The organism is Staphylococcus kloosii (genome assembly GCF_032139365.1).
GTDB classification, from domain to species: domain Bacteria; phylum Bacillota; class Bacilli; order Staphylococcales; family Staphylococcaceae; genus Staphylococcus; species Staphylococcus kloosii_A.
On the sequence record NZ_JAVTDB010000050.1, the window covers coordinates 1 to 21339 of the forward strand.

The following is a 21339-nucleotide window of genomic DNA, read 5'->3' on the forward strand; positions in this document are numbered from 1 at the left end:
GAATTCTAAACTCATATTTCAATATATAATGCGTTAATTATAACATAAAAAAACAGCTATTATACTTATATATAATAGCTGTTTTTAGCTTTAATTATTTAGCTTGATTAGAAGTTCCAAACTCTCTAATTTTACCTTTTACTGTTTCTTTGATTGCTTCACGTGCAGGCCCTAAATATTTACGTGGGTCATAGACTTCATTGTCTGCATTTAATACATCACGAACAGCTTGTGCAGAAGCAATTTGGTTTTCAGTATTTACATTTATTTTAGCAGTACCATAAGGGATTGCTTTTTGAATATCTTTAGTCGGGATACCAGTACCACCATGTAATACTAATGGTAAACCAGTAGAAGCACCAATTTCTTCCATTTCTTTGAAACCTAATTTTGGTTCACCTTTATATGGTCCGTGTACTGAACCAAGTGCTGGTGCTAATGTGTCAATTCCAGTTCTTTCGACTAGTTCTTGACATTCTTTAGGGTCAGCATAAATAACGCCTTCAGCTACAACGTCATCTTCTTGTCCGCCAACAGTTCCTAATTCAGCTTCAACTGATACACCATTTTCATGAGCGTATTCAACTACTTTTGAAGTAATTTCAATATTTTCTTCAAATGGAGCGTGAGAAGCATCAATCATTACTGATGTGAAACCAGCGTCAATTGCTTCTTTACATTTTTCAAAGCTTGAACCGTGGTCTAAGTGGATAGCTACAGGAATTGTAATGTTAAAGTCATGTAATAAACCTTCAACCATTTTCACTACAGTATAAAATCCACCCATGTAGCGAGCGGCACCTTCAGATACACCTAAAATTACTGGTGCATTCTCTTCTTGAGAAGCTTGTAGTATAGCTTGTGTAAATTCTAAGTTATTTAAGTTGTATTGACCAACCGCATAACCATTTTCTTTTGCATCGATTAACATTTCTTTCATTGAAACTAAAGGCATTAAAGTTCCTCCTTGGGTGCAATGTGCACGTATTTTTACTATTATATTATATCAAAATTTGGACTTGAATGCATGCAAATTCAATAATTTTAATTAATTTTCATATGCTTATTACATTTAAATATTATCATATAAGTTTAGAAAACGTATTATTGCATTATATTAGGCACTTTTATACAATATGATGATGGAGAAAGAATGGAGGATATTCATGTCTAAAATTTTAAATACACAATTAAATGGGATTTTTAATAGATTAGAAGATCAAGCGCTAGATATTCAAATGGCAGCGCAATGTGTCGTTCAAGCCATTGGCGGTGAAGGTAACGTGTATGTTAAAGGATATGATGATTTAAAATTTTTTGAATCGTATATCGTTAACAGTAATGAAAAATTAGAATCAAGCCTAATTATAACGGACACGATTGCTAATACCCCAATTGATACGACAGACAGAGTGTTTTTATTCGCTCCTTATTATACTGAAAAGGTTAAAAGCGATGTCGAAGCGTTAATCGACTTGGATGCAGACTTTGTACTCATTACTAATAAACCAAAAGAAACCGATTTTCCTGATCATCTGTTTCATTTTGTTAACTTAAATACCTCTAGACCTATTATCTACACGGAGGACTACGATAAAATTATTACTCCACATACGATGTCCTTTAATTATATTTATTATGAAATTTATACACAAATGATAGAAATGTCACGAGATCTAGAACTTTAGTTGATAGGTCACCTACTGTATAACAAATCGTATTTTTTGTTAGAGATTTGACTCACCATAAATTTGCACAAAGAAAAAGTAAACGAGCCTGAGACATCATTGTCTACAGGCTCTACTTTTATATGGGCAGTAGATGTCTGAATTGAAAGTGCGCTTGTGTCAAGTGGCTTTCAACGCTAGTCATCCTTGCCGGGGCGGACTACAAAATCTTCTTATAAAAACAAAATTTAAACCCACTCCCGTTTTGTATATCAAAATATGGAGTTCTAATGTTTTGTTTATTAATTAACTTGTTTTTGTCTTTGTTTTAAAGCAGCTTCAATAAATGATTTGAAGATGGGTTGTGGACGGTTTGGTCTAGATAAAAATTCTGGGTGGAATTGACACGCTACAAAGAAATCATTTGTAGGTATTTCTACCATTTCTACTAATCTACCATCTGGACTCGTACCTGAGAAGACCATACCATTATCTTCAAGTTGTTGACGATAATCATTGTTAAATTCATAACGATGACGATGTCTTTCTTCTATATCTGATAAATTGTAAATACGATGTGCTAAAGTATTTGGTTGGATTTTACATGGATATAAACCTAAGCGTAAAGTACCACCTAAATCTTCAATATCTTTTTGTTCGGGTAGTAAATCAATGATTGGATATGGTGTGTTAGGATCTAATTCTGCTGAATGTGCACCTTCTAATCCAATAACGTGACGCGCAAATTCAACTGTTGCTAATTGCATACCTAGACAGATACCAAAGTATGGCACATTATTTTCTCTAGCATATTTAATAGCTGAAATTTTACCTTCACTAGCACGGAATCCAAAGCCACCAGGCACAAGTACACCATCTACATCTGCTAGATAATCACTAACATTTTCGTCTGTAACTTCACTTGAATCTATCCATTTTACAACAACATCTTTTTTAAATGGGTAACCCGCATGTTTTAACGATTCAACTACTGATAAATAAGCATCTTGTAGACTTACATATTTACCAACTAAACCGATAGTAATTTTTCCATCTAAACTATTTACTGTATCTAATAAATATTGCCATTCATCTAATTGTGTTTCGTATTTTGGTTTTAATTGTAAACGTTCGATTACAATATCATCCATGTCTTGTTTACTTAATTGTAATGGAATTTCATATAATGAATCAGCATCACGACATTCAATCACACTTGCTTTATTAATATCACAGAATAATGCTATTTTATCTTTTAAATCTTGAGTCATTTCAAATTCAGTTCTAACAACAATTAAATCTGGTTGAATGCCTAAACCACGCAACTCTTTCACACTATGTTGTGTCGGTTTCGTTTTCATTTCACCAGCGGCTTTAATATAAGGTAATAAAGTACAGTGAACATACATTACATTTTCTCTACCTAAATCACTTCTTATTTGTCTAATTGCTTCAATAAATGGTAAAGATTCGATATCACCAGTTGTACCGCCAATTTCTGTAATAACTACGTCAGCATTTGTACTTTCGCCTGCTAACAATAGTCGTTCTTTAATTTCATTCGTAATATGAGGGATAACTTGAACAGTACCACCTAAATAGTCACCACGACGCTCTTTTTTTAGAACATGTGAATATACTTTCCCAGCCGTTACGTTAGAATATTTATTCAAATTAATATCGATAAATCTTTCATAGTGACCTAAGTCTAAATCAGTTTCTGCCCCATCATCAGTGACAAATACTTCACCATGTTGATATGGACTCATTGTACCTGGGTCCACGTTTAAATATGGATCAAATTTTTGAATTGTTACTTTTAATCCACGATCTTTTAATAATCTACCTAAAGAAGCTGCCGTAATACCTTTACCAAGTGAGGAAACTACACCACCGGTTACAAAAATAAATTTTGTCATTTCTAATCCTCCTGTTATTCAAACAACCTTTTAATATTGTATTTTTCTTAGGGTTTAATACCTTTCTGATAGGGGGTGATTCATTTTAACAATAATACACCAAAAGCGTTGTTAGTGCTTGTTCGCTTTTTTATATTATGTATAAAAACTTAAGCGCAAACACTACTTCTTTTGCTAAAATCAAGCTACTAATAAGTTTATTTAAAAAATAAAAAAACGCTCCCTCTCACAAATTTGTAAGGGGGAGCGTATAAAATTAATACACGTCGTCCTAATTAAAGGAGCCCGAATAAAATTTTATCATGTTCACAGAAAAAGTCAATTGCATATCAAGAATTACTCTTCGTATTCTTCCTCTTCTTCTTCATCATATTCTTCGTCTTCTTCGTCTAATTCTTCATCATCTAATTCCTCATCGTCTTCTTCAATAACAATTTCAGAATCATTGATTTCTTCTTCTACTTCTTCATCTTCAGGATCATTTAAACCTTCTTGATCGTCAGTTGCATTAGGAATATTGTCATCATCGTCGCGTTCGTCTTCGCCTAATAGTTTAAGATTTTTGTCTTCTTCGTCGTCTTTGTCTAAGATATCAAATTTTTGAATAGTTGGTGCAATTTTTTCTTCAATGTCGTCTACTGAATACCAGTCACGTAATCCCCATACGTTTTCTCCTACGTTTAAGAAACGACCATCAGTGTTCAAGTCAGTATAGAATTGTACAATTCTATTTTCAATTTCATTATCTTCATAGTGACCAATTGTTTTGAATTCATCAATGATATCATATAAATTCATTGTATCTGCTTTTTCATTTAATAGGCTATATGCCATATCGATAAATGATTTTTCATCAACCATCTCTTTAGTATAATCTTGTATTTTCATAGCTCATTTACTTCCTTTCGCACGCTTTTCTCACATTTATAAACACATTTCACTTGATTAATAGTAACAAATCTAAATTATAAAGGACAAACAATGATTACGCAATCAGTATTAATAATTTATATACTTTTCGAAGATAACAAAATCATCCCCTTCTTCGAAAGCAACAAAATTACTATTTAAACATAAAGGTTTTAATTCATTTCGCTCACCATATAACGTTATCGTTATAATATTTATACCTTTGAAATTTTTCCTAACGAATGTGGGTAGTTGTCTCAGTGCACTCTGAGCAATCCCGTTCAAACGCTCCGAAGCATCAACTTCTATCGAGGTAATATTAAGTCTATTTTCGTGTTGTTCCACTGCAATAAATCCAACTTTCGAACCATCTTTTATTAAATCTATAATATTGATGCCGTATTTATATTCTTCATCATTTAAAACTAATGATAAAGATGACACATATTTGGCATCCAAATCTAAATAATATAAACGTTCTTTACCTATTGGACCTTCTTCTTTAGTCGCGGTGTGCATAAATCCTGCGCGTTCATATAAATTCCAAGCTCCTTTATTTTCAGCATCTACAACTAAATAAAGGTGATTGAAATCTGGAAATACGGTTTGTACATATTGTGGTATAAACATCATAATTTGCGTACCATAACCATTTCCTTGAAAAGTTTCATTGATAGATAATGACCGTATATAAACGACCTGTTCTGGTGTATCGTAGCCTTCGTGTTGATAAAATTGATGTAGTACAAAAAATCCTACGACTTGATCTACTTCATTTAAAACAATATTAGCAATTCTGTTCTCATCAGTTAATGCATCCTCTAACACAACTTTCGGTAAAGACGAATATATTTGTTGCCTATCACTTAATTTAAAATCATATAGCGCTTGACGATATTGCTCTTCAAATTGTTGAACTTTAATGTTTTTAAATTGTTTCTTAATAACCATAATTAAACCCCTATGCGTTTTATTTAATTATTCATTACCACTAAACTAAAAAATTTAACCCTTTGTTTAAGCATTAACTTTATTTTAAAAAGCAATTCATTAACCAATTGACACCATATTTGTCTTTAACTTGCCCGTGCATCGCGTTAAAGAATGTTTTTTCTAACGGCATATGCGGATCACCTTCTACACTTAAAGCATTATAAACTTGTTCTTGTGTGGCTAAGTCATCAAAAGTCAAAATGATATCAGTATTTTCATTACTATACGGTTTGCCATAATTACTAGATAAATGTAGTATCACCCCTGTTGAAACATGTAATTCAGCATGCAATACATTTTCTTTAGCTTTATTTAATATTTTAACTTCTCCGCCAAATGCACTTTGATAAAAATCAATAGCTTCTTTGACATTTTCGACAGTAATATATGGACTTAATTGCATCTTTTAAATTTCTCCTTAACTCATATGTTATTTTCCAATATTTTATTATATTATTAGTTATAATGTAAATTTTTTAGGGGGATTCTTCAATGAAAATTGGTATTGATGCGGGTGGCACACTGATTAAAATAGTTATACAACACGATGATTACAGAGAATACCAAACGATAGCTACGACAGAAATTGATAAAGTTATAAAGTGGTTAAACAATCATAACTGTGAGAATATTAGCTTAACGGGCGGGCATGCTGCAACGATCAATCAACAATTAAATTGTTCTACTCGAACTTTTGTAGAATTTGATGCAGCGGCAATTGGACTAAATATTTTACTTAAAGAGCAAGGGCATTATTTAGATCATTATATTTTTACTAATGTGGGTACGGGTACATCGTTACATTACTCCGATGGTATTAAACAGTCACGCGTTGGCGGTATCGGTGCTGGTGGCGGAATGATTCAAGGCTTAGGCTATTTATTAAGTGGTATCAAAGACTATGAAGCATTAACTAATATAGCACAAAATGGTAATAGAGAACTTATTGATTTAAAAGTTAAGCATATATATGAAAATACCGAACCCCCAATACCTGGTGATTTAACTGCAGCTAATTTTGGTAATGTATTGCATAATATCGATTCAACATTTACTAAAGCTGATAAATTGGCATGTGTCACTGGACTCGTTGGTGAGGTAATAACAACTATAGCGATTACGGTAGCTAGAGAACATAATACAGAACATGTTGTATATATAGGGTCTTCATTCCACAATAACTTTTTGTTAAGAAAAGTAGTTGAAGATTATACAATTTTAAGAGGATTTAAGCCTTATTATGTTGAACATGGCGCTTTTTCAGGTGCGCTAGGTTGTCTTAACTTATAACATAACAAAAAAGTGGTAATCACATGCATAGACATTGTGATTACCACTCTTTTTATAGCTATAAAAAATATTAAGACTGCTTATATAGTAAGTTTATCTGATAGAGCTTGAGCAGATGTCACCGTACCTATAACGCCAGGTTTTAAGTCTATGGCAACAGCTTTGTGATCATCTCTTAAAACGTCGAGCCAATCCACGAATACTTCGCCTTCAACTTCTATAATATCACACTCTTCAAAGTCTTCATCTCTTACTTTTTCAGCTTGTGTTTTGACACTCCACACAGGCATAATATTAGGTCTTTCATGTTCGTCATCACTAATTAAAATAAATTGTTGTTGATTTTGTGACGTTAGACCATAAACTGAGTCCGATTTTGCAATTGTATTATTAAATTCTTTAATGCGAATATTATCCAAATCAGTCATTAATTCATCAGTACATGCTTCAATTTCTACTAGTTCGCCATCGTTATTAGAAGTTGGATTAATAATAACTTCTTCATGCGCTTCAAAAATTTCATCCATTTCATAAGTAACAAACTTATCAATGTCTAAAGTTTTTAACTCGTCATATTCTACATTGAGTTTAGATAAATATTGCTCTGCCACTTCTTTTCGTGTCCAAATTGCAATGACATTTTTACCTAGAATATCTTGTTTGATTATTTTGCCTTTTTTAGTGGCTAAGAAAATTTTTTCTGTTACAAGTATATCTTGGTAAAATTCTTTTGTTTTGTAAGACATTTCTGCACCCCAATTCTTTATATATTATAGTTAAAATATATCTTAACTTTGTCGCACTCGTCAATGACGGCAAATTGTATAACGACATAAGGCATTTATCTACTCAATTTCACTTAAAAACGCTTTTTCATAGTCTTCAACTTGTTGTTTTGTTTCAGCATGCCAAATACACCCAAATCGCGATGGTACATGCATGTCTTGAAACCAATCTCCATCATAATATGCTAAAGGGAACAGAACCCCTTTTCTTACATATTTAAGAACAGTTCTGAAAAATTGCTCATTACTATTTGGCGCAATATAACTATAAAATTTATGATAACCATTTGTTAAAGCAGGCTCTAGAAGTAATAAGCTCGTAGAACCATTTTGCCTGAAGTTTAAATCTATTGCGTAGATATCACCTTTGTCATCTACTAATAAATCAAATCCTGCAACACCTATAAATCCTTCTTTTATACCATTACGCATAATTTCTTTACCCGCTTCGATAACTTTATCAGGTACATCTTGCGCATTTTGATTACCATTATAAAATCCGTACTCATTTGTAAGTTGCTCTGCAGACCCAATATATTGCAAGCCTGTTTCTTCAGAATATGCGAATTGCACACAATAATTATCTACCGCTTCAATTTTTTGTTCAATAATTAAATTATTAGTTTCATTTTGTGCTTTAGCAACTCGTTTTTTAGCTTGTGCTAAATCATTGTCATTGTAGCAAATCATAACGCCATAGCCACCAGCTGTAGGTAAATCATCGCCAGGTTTAATAACAAAAGGAAACTCCCATTGTTCGACTTCCTCTTCGAAATCTCGCAAAGCTATAACTTGCCTTTGAGGTAAAAAACGACCGTTAGTCCATTGTGGAATTTTAGCTTTATTATTTAATGCTACAAAAACATCTTTATCTAATGCATAAAATGCTTTAGATAACACTTGTTCGTCATGAATATATTGGAAGTATATTCTCTTATCATATTCATGTGCTAATTTTTGAATTAAAGATTCATAAGAAAGTTTGTCTTTAAATTTGTATATGCTACTCGGTATTTGGGTTCCTATTACTTCGAATAATTGCGCTAATTTATCTGTTACACTCGCTTCGTGAACAATAACTGGCATATTATTAGCGATGAGTAATTCCCTACCTGTCAAAAAGTTAGATTGGTGTTCTTCAGGTTCTAACCATGGATTAGTAACATATGAAGGTCTTGAAGTATAAACCGTATCCTTATGGTAAAGATCGCTAAGTGTTAACTTCGTGCTAAGCGAACTTTTTTTCTTCATAATCAGTGCCCCTTTGCATGTTGATGCTCTTCAACAATCTCTTCAAATAATTTTTTATTGTCAATTAATTCTAATCCCATTAATGCTAATATTTTTCCGCCTCTAATTAGTGCTTGGTCCCCGTGAGAACTTGCCGCCGCTTCTCTGAAACGATGGGTGTGACCAACTAGATTTTTCGAACCAATTTTAATGTGTGGATGAATAGTTGGAACGACATGGCTAACGTTTCCTGTATCTGTTGAACCATATCCAAAATCATCATCTATCACATCTTCATCCATTTCAGTAGCATATTTAGCGAATAATTCATCTAATTGAGTAGTTCTAATAAATTCATTTACGCCGTTTTGTATAGGGCCAAATTCATAATCACAACCTGTTTGAAGTGCTGCACCTTTGGCAATTTGCCCTACTTTTTCAGTTAAGATATCTAACTCTTTGCGCGACGTAGAACGCGTATAAAATCTTGCATGCGTATAGTCTGGAATAATATTCGCAGCTTTACCGCCATCAAGAATGACACCATGTACACGTTGATTCTTCTTAATATGTTGTCTTAGCTGTGCCACGCCATTAAAATACGAAATCATCGCATCTAAAGCGTTTAATGCTTCATGTGCATTTTCTGACGCGTGTGTACTTTTACCATAAAATTTAATGTCTAAAACATCTACCGCTAAAGTATTAATCGTTTTATACGTTTCATTACCTGGATGAACCATAAGTGCCACATCTATCTCATCTATAACACCTTCGTTAACATAGGACGCTTTTGCGCTACCATTGACGCCACCTTCTTCAGCAGGACACCCTAAAACAACTACCTTACCACCAATATTCTCTATTGTTTTAGTTAACGCAGTCCCAGCTAATACACTCGCCGTGCCAATAATATTATGGCCGCAAGCATGTCCTAACCCTGGTAAAGCATCATATTCTGCTAAAAAGCCTATAGTTGGCCCACTTTTACCACTATCATATCTAGCAATAAAACCAGTGGCATGACCAGCTATATCTGTTTCTATTTCAAAGCCTTGCGCTTTTAAATGTTCAATTAAAGTTCTAGAAGCAAAAATTTCTTCATTCCCAAGCTCTGGGCGTTGATGTATTTGATGACTCATTTCTATATAATTTAACTTTTCATTTTCTATATAATCTAAAATAACTTGTTTATTTTCCATACTATCTTCACCCTACTTTCATTGTTTTTATCAATTCACACATCATTCTTTTTCCAAACATTTTGCATCTTGTTGAATATTAAATTGTACAAAACGCTCACGAATTATTACTTATTCTATCGGTTTTGTAAATTTTTGTCATCACTTTTTCTTAATATTCAAAAATTTATTTATGTACAAAGCCTGTAGTAATCGTTGACGGCAATTGTAAATCTATTTATCACTTGTTACAATTACATTATTGACTCAATAGGAGGAATTCACATGCCAAAAATGAATGTTGAAAGTTTTAACTTAGATCACACTAAAGTAGTTGCACCTTTTATACGCTTAGCTGGCACTATGGAAGGACTTAACGGCGACGTTATTCATAAGTATGATATTCGATTCAAACAACCTAACAAAGCGCATATGGACATGCCAGGTTTACACTCATTAGAACATTTAATGGCTGAAAATATTAGAAATCATTCTGATAAAGTAGTAGACGTAAGTCCAATGGGTTGTCAAACTGGTTTCTATGCGTCTTTTATTAACCATGATGATTACGAGGACGTACTTAACATCGTGGAATTAACATTAAAAGATGTTTTACAAGCAACTGAAGTCCCTGCATGCAATGAAGTACAATGCGGATGGGCAGCAAGTCACTCATTAGATGGTGCAAAAGAAATTGCGCAAGCATTTTTAAATGAACGTCAACAATGGAGCGAAGTTTTTAGCGATGCAAAATAAATAAAATTAAAAATAACCTGACGAATAATTGTTATATCCGTCAGGTTATTTTTATGCAATTAATTTATAGCTTAGTTATTGTTTTTATTAATACAAATTGTAATGGAATACGTGCATATAGCATCCATTGAGGTAATTGTTTATTACCTAATGGTAACGATTTACGTGCCATGTAAATATTTGCTGGCATTACTGAGATTAAGAATAAATTGGTTAATTTTTTGAAAAGATTAGATGGTCTTTTCAAAATAAAATAAATACCAATTATGATTTCAACGACACCTGATACTAACACGGCTGTTTTTCTCAGTGGCAAATAATCAGGTACAATTTTTCTAAATGACTGTTCATCTTTAAAATGTAACAATCCTATGATTGAGAACATTGCTCCTAAAATTATTCTTATTATTTTCATTATTTTTCTACCCCTAATTCTGTTAAATAACTTCTTCCATATTCTGGTAATGGCACGCCAAAATTATCTGCTATCGTAGCACCAATCGAACTAAATGTATCGTCTTGAGCTAATTCATGATAGTCGGTAATTTTGGGACTAAACATTAACACTGGAATATATTCACGTGTGTGATCAGTACCATCAGCAGTTGGGTCATTACCATGGTCAGCAGTGATGATGACTAAATCATCTTCTTTTAAATTATCGATAAGTTCCGGTAGGCGATTGTCAAAATCTTTTATCGCTTGCGCATAACCTGGTTTATCTCTTCGATGTCCAAATTGTGCATCAAAATCAACTAAATTTAAAAAGCTAAGGCCATTAAAATCTTGTTGTACTGTTTCGATTAGTTTATCCATGCCGTCCATATTATTTTTTGTACGAATTGCTTGAGTTACGCCTTCACCATCATATATATCGTTAATTTTACCTAAAGCGATAACATCATAGTTTGCTTCTTTCAATTCATTCATAACTGTTTTCCCGAATGGTTTTAAGGCATAGTCATGCCGATTTGAAGTACGAGTGAAATTACCTGGTTCGCCTACGTATGGTCTCGCAATAATACGTCCAATTAAATATTTAGGATCTTTAGTTAATTCGCGAACTTTTTCACAAATATCATATAATTCTTCTAACGGTATAACATCTTCATGTGCAGCAATTTGTAATACAGGGTCTGCAGAGGTATAAACGATTAAATCACCTGTCTTCATTTGATGCTCGCCCCACTCATCAATAATCGCAGTACCTGAAGCAGGAATATTTGCAACAACTTTACGTCCAGTCATTGATTCAATCTCATCTACTAACTCTTTTGGAAATCCTTTTGGATAAACTTTAAAAGGTTGCATGATATTCAAGCCCATGATTTCCCAATGACCTGTCATTGTATCTTTACCTACAGAGGCTTCACTCATCTTAGTGTAAAAAGCTTGAGGCTTTGTGACTTTATTTACAACTGGTAAATCTTCGATATTACCGAGACCTAATTTTTCTAGGTTAGGTAAATCTTGCTCAAAGCCTTCTAGCGTATGTTTTAATGTGTGACTCCCTACGTCATTAAATGCTGCTGCGTCTGGACCTTCTCCAATGCCTACCGAATCCATAACTATAAGATGGATTCTTTTAAAAGGTGAAGTCATAGCGCTCACTCCTTATTCAGTAATTATTTTGTGGATTAATGTTGGATTGCTACCTTGTTTACTAATAGTGATACTGTTGTTTAATTTTTCTTTAACGTTATTAACATCTTCACTGTTAGAATGAATCGTTAATAATGATTCACCTTCTTTAACTTGGTCACCAATTTTTTTGTTCAAAACAATACCTACACTAAGATCAATATCGTCTTCTTTTGTTTGTCTACCTGCGCCTAACATCATAGATGCAACACCAACTTCATTAGCAATAATTTCAGTTACAACACCGTTTTGTTGTGCAGGTAATTCAATTTGGTATTGCGCTTGAGGTAACTTAGAAACATCATCGACAACTGAAGCATCACCGTCTTGATTAGTTAAAAACGTTTTGAAGCTTTCTAAAGCCGCGCCATTATCAATTGCTTCTTTTAGCATAGCTTCTGCTTGTTTTAAGTCTTTAGCTTTGTTACTTAGGACAACCATTTGTGAACCTAAAGTTAATACTAAATCCGTTAAATCTTGAGGTCCTTTACCTTGTAAAGTTTCAATTGCTTCTTTAACTTCTAGTGCGTTACCAATTGCATTACCAAGTGGTTGACTCATATCAGAAATAATAGCCATTGTCTTACGACCTACGTTATTCCCAATGCTTACCATTGCATGGGCTAAAGCCTCCGCTTCTTCAATAGTTTTCATGAAAGCACCGTTACTTGTTTTAACGTCTAAGACAATTGCATCGGCACCGGCTGCGATTTTTTTACTCATAATAGATGACGCAATTAACGGTATAGAATTGACAGTCCCAGTAACGTCACGTAAACCGTATAATTTTTTATCGGCTGGCGTTAAATTACCAGATTGGCCAATAACAGCGACTTTTGCTTCATTAACGAGTTGCGTGAATTTATCTTCTGATATTTCGACATGAAAACCATCAATGGATTCTAATTTATCAATTGTACCACCAGTGTGTCCTAGTCCTCTCCCACTCATTTTAGCTACAGGTACACCTACAGAAGCAACAAGCGGAGCTAATACTAAAGTTGTCGTATCACCGACACCTCCAGTAGAATGTTTATCTACTTTAATACCTTCGATATTAGATAAGTCGATAACATCTCCCGAATTAACGATTGCCATTGTTAGTGCAGCACGTTCATCTTCGTTCATATCTTGAAAGAAAATAGCCATTGCTAAACTCGAAGCCTGATAATCAGGTATATCACCTTTCGTATAACCTGCGATAAAAAATTCGATTTCTTCTTTTGTTAAAGCATTCCCGTCTCTTTTCTTTTCAATAATATCAACCATTCTCATAAAAAAAGCCTCCCCATCGTGTTGTTTAATATTCCCAAATAATTATTGTTACTTTATAAATTACCGTTATTAATAGTCTGAATCACTTTCTAAACCTTGAATAATTTGTACACCAGCACTGGCACCAATACGTGTTGCACCTGCATCTAACATAACATTAAAATCATCTAAGTTACGCACACCACCTGAAGCTTTTACTTCAAGGTTGTCACCAACAGTTTGTTTCATTAATTTAACATCTTCTGGCGTCGCTCCTCCGCCAGCAAAACCAGTAGAAGTTTTAACAAAATTCGCACCTGCAGCTTGGCTTAATTCACATGCTTTAACTTTTTCATCCTCAGTTAATAAACAAGTTTCGATAATAACTTTAACTGTTTTACCGTTTGCTGCACCTACTACACCTTCAATATCTTTTTGAACTTCTTCAAAACGTCCATCTTTAAGAGCGCCAATATTTATCACCATATCAATTTCATCAGCACCATTTTTTATTGCATCTTCCGTTTCAAAAACTTTAGTGGCTGTAGTAGTTGCCCCTAAAGGAAAACCAATCACAGTACAAACTAATACTTTAGTGTCTACAAGTTGTTGTGCAGCATGACTCACATGCGTAGGATTGATACATACAGATTTAAATTCATATTCACGAGCTTCGCTGATGATGTTATCAATTTGTTCTTTTGTAGATTCAGGTTTTAATAATGTGTGGTCTATATATTTTGCATAATTCATATAAAATCCTCCTAATGTGCTTATAAAATGTAACCTAATAAAATCAAACTATGATTTGCTTAGTTTAGTTCATCTTAATTTTATAATTTTAAGTCTCTAATAGCTACTAATTTTCATTTTTGTCAAACATTTTATAAATGTTTATTCATATAATATTTTACAAAAAATAGCAAAAAATATAAACAAATGTTATCTTTATTTTAAAGAATGATATTAAAGGAGAAGATTAACTATGACTAAAGGGACACCGCACATTTCACCAAATGGGAAAAAAATCGCTAAAACTGTTTTAATGCCTGGCGATCCACTACGTGCTAAATATATTGCAGAAAATTTCTTAGAGAATGTAGAACAATTTAACGAAGTACGTAACATGTTTGGTTATACAGGAACGTATAAAGGGAAAGAAGTTTCGGTAATGGGATCTGGTATGGGCATTCCAAGTATCGGAATTTATTCCTATGAACTTTATAACTTTTTTAATGTTGAAACAATTATTCGTATTGGTTCATGTGGCGCTTTACAAAATGATGTTAACCTTTATGATATTATTATTGCTCAAGGCGCCTCTACTAATTCAAGTTATGTAGATCAATACAATATTCCTGGGCACTTTGCGCCATTAGCTGACTTTGATTTAATGTTAAAAGCGAAGCAACAAGCTGACGCTATAGGTGCTACGAGTCATGTCGGTAATATTTTATCATCTGATACTTTTTATAATGCTGACAGTACTTTTAATGATCAATGGCAGCGTATGGGGATTTTAGGTATTGAAATGGAATCTGCCGCATTATATTTAAACGCAACTTATGCCAATAAAAAAGCATTAGGTATCTTTACTGTAAGTGATCATATCTTAAAAGATGAAGCAACTACCGCTGAAGAAAGACAAAATTCCTTTACACAAATGATGGAAATCGCATTAGAAATCGCTGAATAAAAAAAGCAACCGTTTGAGCGGTTGCTTTTTTTATTATTGACCTAAATATGATTTTAACATCCAGTTATGTTTTTCGATGTTTGTTTGCATACCGATAAACATATCTTCAGTAACATCATCGTCTGCATTTGAAGCAACTTCAATGGCTTCATCTAATTGTTTAGCAACATTTGTAAAATCTTGAGACAGTTCTGCTACCATTTCTTCAGCTTTATAGCCTTTACTAGCTTCCTCAATAATAGAAATATCTAAACTTTCTTTTAATGTAGCAACTGGATTCCCACCTACTGCCAAAATACGTTCTGCTAAATCATCAATATATTGACTAGCTTCATCGTATAATTCTTCAAATTTTGTGTGTAATGAGAAGAAGTTTGGTCCTTTAACATACCAATGGAAATTGTGTAATTTTGTGAATGCTACTGTCCAGTTTGCAACTTGTTTATTTAATACTTCTACTACTTGTGTATTGCTTGTCATATTTAATTACTCCTTTATTTGTTTATTTATTTCGAAGTTTATTGTAATGATTATTATATTATAATGATTCTAATCTGTAAAGATGTAACGAAAGAAAATTAAAATTATTCTAATCTGTTTGTCGATATTACAAATCAATTTTATTTAATCATTTAAATCTTGACGGTAAGGCATAGCGCCTTGTGCACCTAGTTGAGTTACAGATAAACTTCCAGCAATATTTGCAAAATCAATGACATCTGCTAGTTCCATTTTCTCAATTAATGCTACAGCGAGTGCGCCATTAAACGTATCTCCTGCGCCAGTGGTATCGACTACTTTTTGCTTATAACCAGCGATGTTTCGCAATGTGGTATCAAAGTAAACTGCACCTTGATCACCACGCGTTACAATCAACTTATTAGGATAATTAGCAATTACTTTTTCTAAATCATTACCAAAAAGCAACTCACTTTCGCTTTCATTCGGTGTTAAATAAGTTACGCTATCAATAGTTTCTTGTGATAACACTCTGTATGGTGCAGGGTTTAAAATAACCTTTAAGTTATTATCATGGGCGTATTTAACAATGACATCAACCGTGTCAGATGGGATCTCTTGCTGCAATATAATAATGTCACCACTATTAAATTTGGCCAACTTAGGTATCACCGTGTCGGGTTTAATATGATTGTTAGCACCCGGAACTACGATTATACGATTGTCTTCTTCGTATAAAGTTATATGTGCTGTACCCGTTTGTACATTTTCAATTGTATCCATATAATCGGTATTAACATTATTAGCTTTTAGATTATCTATAATTTGTGTACCATAAGCATCATTACCTACTGCGCCTATCATGTACACTTCAGCAGACAATCTAGCTGCAGCGACTGCTTGATTTGCCCCTTTACCTCCTGGAGTAGTAAAAAACGATTCTCCTAATACTGTCTCTCCTGCGTTAGGGATTTTAGTTGTACTGACTACTAAATCAATTGATGAACTACCAACTACGATGATATGATTCATTGTTTGCCTCCACTTAAATTAATCTATAAAGAATGATTGTTCATAGTCATCCGGTTTATGCCAATGTGTTTTCCACATACTATTTCTATTGTTTGCGAATAAATTATAGCCAAAATCACGAATAAATTTAGGTGTAAGTCTAATTAATACACCTAGCCATTTATAATTAGTTAATGACGTAATCAATGTTGCAATAGCATCTGATTTGAATTGTAAACGATCACCTTCTTGCAATATCACACTATCAAAACGTCTCGCTGCTGGATATTCTTGTTGTAGCTGTTGACCTGTTGAACCTTTTAAAGTAGCAAATTGATAACGCGTAGATAAGCCGTTTTGAATTAACCAAATAGCAAAGTTATAGCAATAAACACATCCACCGTCATAATAAATAATTGGCACAATAAACACCTCACTTTTATTTACTTATTTATATTATATCCATTTGTATAAACTTTAAATCATTTTTAGCTACTCATAAAAACACGTGTCACTAAAACTTCATATTTTTTAAAATGCAAAAAATAAGAGATTGAAACATAGATGATGTTTCAACCTCTTATTATAACTAGTAATTAATCTTGATTTACTCTAACTATACGAGTGTATTTTAAAAATTGTTCTGAATAATGATTTTTTATATCATTTAAACTTTCATAAGTAACGCCAACAATATGCCAATTAGGGTTAAAATGATAAAACGAATCTTTTTTTCGCGACCATTTAATCATATTACCATCTTTATTATATCGAGGCATTGTTACTTCATAACCTTCTAATACATTGATAAATGCTTGAAATATGGTCGGATCTATACGATTAAAATTATCTATGACAAGATAACTTTTATCTTTTCTAGGCATTAATTCTGTAATAAAGCCTTCTCTAAAATATAGGGCACCTGCTTCGTTAGGTAAGTACTTACCATATAACATATCTTCGGTAAAATCAGGATGTCCCGTTGTAATTACAGGATGCGCATTCGTTTTTTGTAACAAATCTTCAGCGGCTTTTAAACCTGGCTCACCAGGTTCTACGACTAACAAGATAAATGGTTTTAAATCTTCATCTTGTTCTGTAATCATTTGTTCATTGCTAACAGATTCAAATTGTGGCTTCAAGCCATTATTTTCACTCATGTCGACAATAGATTCATATTGTGTCTCAGATAAACTGGCGATCGCTTGTTTCGTATTCTCTTGTAAAAAGTAAAGATTTTTCAATTTAGGGTGTTTATTTAGTGTTGATAATGACACTGGCGTAATATCTTTTTCATAATACACTTCAATGGCGGTACTATTTGTTCTACCGGAAATTGGTGGTTTTTCATGGATATGACGCGTAATTTCACCTAAACCGATAACTGATTGATCTTTATGCTTATCGTAAAACACTACTTTATCGCCTTGTTCAAGTTGTGTATAAAAATGATAACCATTTCTTTTAATACCATTATATGTATGGGTAAATAAAGTATATGTTTCGCCTTCTTCAAAATCTTCTGTTTCTGACACAAAGAAATATCTCGGCACTTTAATATCGCCTGTACCAAGGTTAACAATTAAATCGAACTCTTCTTTAGTAATTTGATTAAACAGTGTTTCTTTCATATTGCTCATTCTGAATTCTAAACGCTCGCTACGTTTAAGATAATCAGCCGTTAATGGTTTTAATTGAGCTTTAAGTTCAAAATGTACACGAGTTTTATTTTGTGCACCAGTTTGCACGCTAGTTATCTCACCATAGCCTAATAATCCAGTATCCATTTGTACTTGATAGAAGATAACTTTATCTCCTACTTTAGCCTGCTTAAATGCACGAAAGCCTTGCGATGGATTAAACTGTGCACCTGACTCGAATAATGTAGTTTGACCTACAAGTGGTTCATTGTGATTCCAGCGATTATAGCCACAATTTAACCAAAAATAGCTTGTTCCCTCTGACATTTATGATACTCCTAACTCTGTAAATTTTATATCTTTCCCATTATATTCATATTATGTTATTCAAACAACCATAAACTTTATGCGTTAAAGTTTATGGTTGTTGTCTTTGACAACAGTAAATATGACATTAATTACACATTAACTATTTAGCATCGTAAAAGAACCTAATAGCGGCATAATATTAATTAATATACCACCTAGTTTTAACATGCCACTTATTTCTTTATTAGGAATTGTTATTAACGTACTTATAATACCTAATAAAGCAACTAACATTGGAAAAATCAACGATGGATATCGAGGTATATGTAAGAACACTCCAGCACCAGAAATCAATCCACATGCTAACGCAACGTATAAAAATTTATACATGCCAGTCACCTCTCTTGAGATTTTTTACAGATAACTAATAATAATTTCAAATCCGCCTTCAAAAACCGTGTCTAAATCATCAGAAGTCAAAATAAAATTATTGCCACCCTTAATATTGTATATATCACCGTCAATAATTACTTGGCCCTCACCTTTTAAAATCGATACAAGCACAAACTCTCTAGGCTTCATATAATTCAACGTGCCAGATATATCCCACTTAACAATCGTAAAAAAGTCGTTCGACACAAGCTTAGTCAATCTATGGTTTTCGACCATTTCCGTATCCGGCGTAATGTTCATGTTTTCATTAAATACTTCTATTACATCTGTTGCTTTATCTACTTGTAGCTCTCTGTTTTCACCTTCAAGTGGTTGGCGCTCATAATCATATAATCTATATGAGACGTCTGAAGCTTGCGCTGTTTCGTATGCAATAATACCTTCACCAATTGAGTGAACTGTGCCAGCAGGAATAAAGTAAAACTCACCGGCTTGCACTTTTATCTTATGAAATAAATTAGTAAAATCTTGTGTTGATACTTTACTTTTAGCTTCTTCAGTAGAAACCACATTCAGTCCATATATAATTTCTGCATTTTCCTGTGCATCTATGATATACCAACATTCAGATTTACCATACTGTCCATTTTCATTTTCATAAGCATATGCGTCATCTGGATGAACATGTATAGACAAAGGTTTAGTGGCATCCACTATTTTAGTCAGGAGCGGAAAATCTTTACTCGGAAAGTCACCAAATAATTCTCTATGATTTGTCCAAATTTCATTTAAAGTTTCGCCTTTATGTGGCCCGTTTATAATTTCACAATTACCATTTGGATGTGCAGAAATCCCCCATGCTTCCCCAATATTGTGATTAGGTAAAGTGTATCCTAATTGTTCTAAGTTGCTACCTCCCCATACCTTTGTATGAAAAACAGGTCGTAAAAATAATGGCATTGCTACACCTCCGAGAGTCACTTAATTTAATAATTACCGTCCATATAACTTGAATGTTATCGTTATACATTCGTAGTTCATAGTTACAAATAAAAATGACATCTAAATTAATTCATTTAGTATTATATCAATAGTCAGAACACTTTAGTAGTATAATCTTTATATTATCTATGTTATGAAAGCGGATATTACCAAGCTCAAGTGTAAATTTAAACTATTATGTGGTTGATAATATGTTGTAGATACTATTATAATAAAACTATAGTTTAAAGCTTTAAACTATATCGGTCTTACGTATAAGGTAATTCATGATTAATAATTTGCTATTGGAAAGTGTGATAGCTTTCCAAAACTATAAAATTTGCTAGCCCAAACTTTAAAAAGTTTGGGCTTTTTTCTAGTTATTAAAATAATATACAATCATTAAAATGCGTTATTCTTTTCATTAAAATTCGCTAAAATAGTATTGATGACTGTTGTTAAATGTGTATTCATACATTGAGTTGCTAAATTATCATCTTGTTGTTCTATCGCATTAAATATTTTTTCATGTTCATCTTGTAATATTTCCATCGTTTTTTGTCTACTGTAGATGAAAATTTTACGCGTCTCTTTCATAGAATCTTTCATTAATTCTGAAATATTATTCATTAAATCTACAAGTAATGAATTATTAGTAGCTTTTGCTATAGTTAAATGAAAATCTAAATCGGCTTCTTCTCCAGATGTTCCATCAGAAACTGCTTTTTCCATTTCGTTTAAATAATGACGCATTGTTTTTAAATCTTCATTAGTACGCATTTTAGCAGCTTTCGCTACAGTTGCACTTTCAATAATTTGTCGTAATTCTAATAATTCTTTGATTTGATCTAACGAATTAAACTTCTCGCCTATCTCAAAGAATGTTGGTTCTTTTTGTTTAACGATTGTGCCATACCCTTGTTTTATCTCAATAACACCTATCGTTCTTAACGCATTCAATGCCTCTCTTATAGATGCTACACTCACCCCATATGTTGTAGCTAATTTTTGAATTGATGGTAGCTTGTCACCAATCTTAAATTCATCTGATTTAATTTGTTCTAATAGCAAATCAGCTACCTGTTCATATATTTTTGAATTTGAAATTTTCATAAAATACCTCCGCACGTCACATTCATCTTTAACATTTATTTTAGTATGTATCAATTCTATTTCTTTTATTTTACAAAAAAAAGTGAGTTAATTCATCTATTAATAGAATTAA

General features: G+C 32.8%; 23 protein-coding genes. 4 read left to right on the plus strand and 19 right to left on the minus strand.

Going from position 1 to position 21339, the window contains the following annotated elements:
* Positions 1–94: 94 nt before the first annotated feature.
* Positions 95–955: a class IIb fructose-bisphosphate aldolase FdaB gene (gene fdaB, locus RPL90_RS06600; protein ID WP_313547060.1), complete on the minus strand. Its 861-nt coding sequence runs from the start codon at positions 953–955 to the stop codon at positions 95–97.
* 211 nt (positions 956–1166) lie between these two features.
* On the opposite strand from fdaB, the gene RPL90_RS06605 reads away from it, so the two are divergent.
* Positions 1167–1688, plus strand: a complete 522-nt coding sequence (locus tag RPL90_RS06605; RefSeq protein ID WP_313547063.1) for a DUF2529 family protein — start codon at positions 1167–1169, stop codon at positions 1686–1688.
* 281 nt (positions 1689–1969) lie between these two features.
* Here RPL90_RS06605 and RPL90_RS06610 read toward each other — a convergent pair whose 3' ends face one another.
* The 4 genes from RPL90_RS06610 to RPL90_RS06625 all read right to left on the minus strand — a co-directional run bounded on the left by RPL90_RS06610 (position 1970) and on the right by RPL90_RS06625 (position 5891).
* A complete protein-coding gene (locus RPL90_RS06610) occupies positions 1970–3586 on the minus strand; it encodes a CTP synthase (RefSeq protein ID WP_313547065.1) in 1617 nt (538 codons plus the stop codon).
* 336 nt (positions 3587–3922) lie between these two features.
* Entirely contained in the window at positions 3923–4474 is a 552-nt protein-coding gene (gene rpoE, locus RPL90_RS06615; RefSeq protein ID WP_313547068.1) for a DNA-directed RNA polymerase subunit delta, read from the minus strand.
* A 111-nt stretch (positions 4475–4585) separates the two neighbouring features.
* On the minus strand, positions 4586–5446 hold the full coding sequence (locus RPL90_RS06620) for a GNAT family N-acetyltransferase (RefSeq protein WP_313547071.1): 861 nt from the start codon (positions 5444–5446) through the stop codon (positions 4586–4588).
* A gap of 79 nt (positions 5447–5525) precedes the next feature.
* Positions 5526–5891, minus strand: a complete 366-nt coding sequence (locus RPL90_RS06625; RefSeq protein ID WP_313547073.1) for a VOC family protein — start codon at positions 5889–5891, stop codon at positions 5526–5528.
* A gap of 89 nt (positions 5892–5980) precedes the next feature.
* On the opposite strand from RPL90_RS06625, the gene coaW reads away from it, so the two are divergent.
* Positions 5981–6778 (plus strand): type II pantothenate kinase, encoded by a 798-nt coding sequence (gene coaW, locus RPL90_RS06630; RefSeq protein WP_313547075.1) that lies wholly within the window; start codon positions 5981–5983, stop codon positions 6776–6778.
* An 80-nt stretch (positions 6779–6858) separates the two neighbouring features.
* On the opposite strand, the gene RPL90_RS06635 is transcribed toward coaW, so the two are convergent.
* The 3 genes from RPL90_RS06635 to RPL90_RS06645 form a co-directional block, all read right to left on the minus strand.
* Positions 6859–7524: a DUF2750 domain-containing protein gene (locus RPL90_RS06635; protein WP_313547077.1), complete on the minus strand. Its 666-nt coding sequence runs from the start codon at positions 7522–7524 to the stop codon at positions 6859–6861.
* Positions 7525–7623: 99 nt separating this feature from the next.
* A complete protein-coding gene (ldmS, locus tag RPL90_RS06640; protein ID WP_313547079.1) occupies positions 7624–8814 on the minus strand; it encodes an L-aspartate--L-methionine ligase LdmS in 1191 nt (396 codons plus the stop codon).
* A 2-nt stretch (positions 8815–8816) separates the two neighbouring features.
* On the minus strand, positions 8817–9995 hold the full coding sequence (locus tag RPL90_RS06645) for a M20 family metallopeptidase (protein WP_313547081.1): 1179 nt from the start codon (positions 9993–9995) through the stop codon (positions 8817–8819).
* A gap of 264 nt (positions 9996–10259) precedes the next feature.
* Here RPL90_RS06645 and RPL90_RS06650 point away from each other — a divergent pair, with 264 nt between their 5' ends.
* The gene (locus RPL90_RS06650; protein WP_313547083.1) at positions 10260–10730 is read left to right on the plus strand and encodes an S-ribosylhomocysteine lyase; all 471 of its coding nucleotides are present in this window, start codon (positions 10260–10262) and stop codon (positions 10728–10730) included.
* 64 nt (positions 10731–10794) lie between these two features.
* Here the strand turns inward: RPL90_RS06650 and RPL90_RS06655 are convergent, their stop codons facing one another.
* The 4 genes from RPL90_RS06655 to deoC form a co-directional block, all read right to left on the minus strand.
* The gene (locus RPL90_RS06655; RefSeq protein ID WP_313547085.1) at positions 10795–11145 is read right to left on the minus strand and encodes a DoxX family protein; all 351 of its coding nucleotides are present in this window, start codon (positions 11143–11145) and stop codon (positions 10795–10797) included.
* Positions 11145–12332 (minus strand): phosphopentomutase, encoded by a 1188-nt coding sequence (gene deoB / locus RPL90_RS06660; RefSeq protein WP_313547087.1) that lies wholly within the window; start codon positions 12330–12332, stop codon positions 11145–11147. The genes RPL90_RS06655 and deoB overlap by 1 nt, the downstream gene beginning before the upstream one ends.
* A gap of 12 nt (positions 12333–12344) precedes the next feature.
* Positions 12345–13646: a pyrimidine-nucleoside phosphorylase gene (locus RPL90_RS06665; RefSeq protein ID WP_313547088.1), complete on the minus strand. Its 1302-nt coding sequence runs from the start codon at positions 13644–13646 to the stop codon at positions 12345–12347.
* A 69-nt stretch (positions 13647–13715) separates the two neighbouring features.
* Positions 13716–14378: a deoxyribose-phosphate aldolase gene (deoC, locus tag RPL90_RS06670; RefSeq protein ID WP_313547090.1), complete on the minus strand. Its 663-nt coding sequence runs from the start codon at positions 14376–14378 to the stop codon at positions 13716–13718.
* A 232-nt stretch (positions 14379–14610) separates the two neighbouring features.
* Here deoC and deoD point away from each other — a divergent pair, with 232 nt between their 5' ends.
* Positions 14611–15321, plus strand: a complete 711-nt coding sequence (gene deoD / locus RPL90_RS06675; RefSeq protein WP_313547092.1) for a purine-nucleoside phosphorylase — start codon at positions 14611–14613, stop codon at positions 15319–15321.
* Positions 15322–15354: 33 nt separating this feature from the next.
* On the opposite strand, the gene RPL90_RS06680 is transcribed toward deoD, so the two are convergent.
* The 7 genes from RPL90_RS06680 to RPL90_RS06710 form a co-directional block, all read right to left on the minus strand.
* Positions 15355–15801 (minus strand): Dps family protein, encoded by a 447-nt coding sequence (locus RPL90_RS06680; protein WP_313547094.1) that lies wholly within the window; start codon positions 15799–15801, stop codon positions 15355–15357.
* 144 nt (positions 15802–15945) lie between these two features.
* The gene (gene rbsK / locus RPL90_RS06685; RefSeq protein WP_313547096.1) at positions 15946–16812 is read right to left on the minus strand and encodes a ribokinase; all 867 of its coding nucleotides are present in this window, start codon (positions 16810–16812) and stop codon (positions 15946–15948) included.
* Positions 16813–16830: 18 nt separating this feature from the next.
* Entirely contained in the window at positions 16831–17214 is a 384-nt protein-coding gene (locus RPL90_RS06690; protein ID WP_313547098.1) for a thiol-disulfide oxidoreductase DCC family protein, read from the minus strand.
* Between the two features lie 173 nt (positions 17215–17387).
* Complete coding sequence (locus tag RPL90_RS06695) at positions 17388–18758, minus strand: EVE domain-containing protein (RefSeq protein WP_313547101.1); 1371 nt, start codon at positions 18756–18758, stop codon at positions 17388–17390.
* Positions 18759–18896: 138 nt separating this feature from the next.
* Complete coding sequence (locus RPL90_RS06700) at positions 18897–19130, minus strand: hypothetical protein (protein ID WP_313547104.1); 234 nt, start codon at positions 19128–19130, stop codon at positions 18897–18899.
* Between the two features lie 24 nt (positions 19131–19154).
* The gene (locus tag RPL90_RS06705) at positions 19155–20093 is read right to left on the minus strand and encodes a type I phosphomannose isomerase catalytic subunit (protein WP_313547107.1); all 939 of its coding nucleotides are present in this window, start codon (positions 20091–20093) and stop codon (positions 19155–19157) included.
* Positions 20094–20516: 423 nt separating this feature from the next.
* Entirely contained in the window at positions 20517–21227 is a 711-nt protein-coding gene (locus RPL90_RS06710) for a FadR/GntR family transcriptional regulator (protein ID WP_313547110.1), read from the minus strand.
* Positions 21228–21339 lie beyond the last annotated feature (112 nt).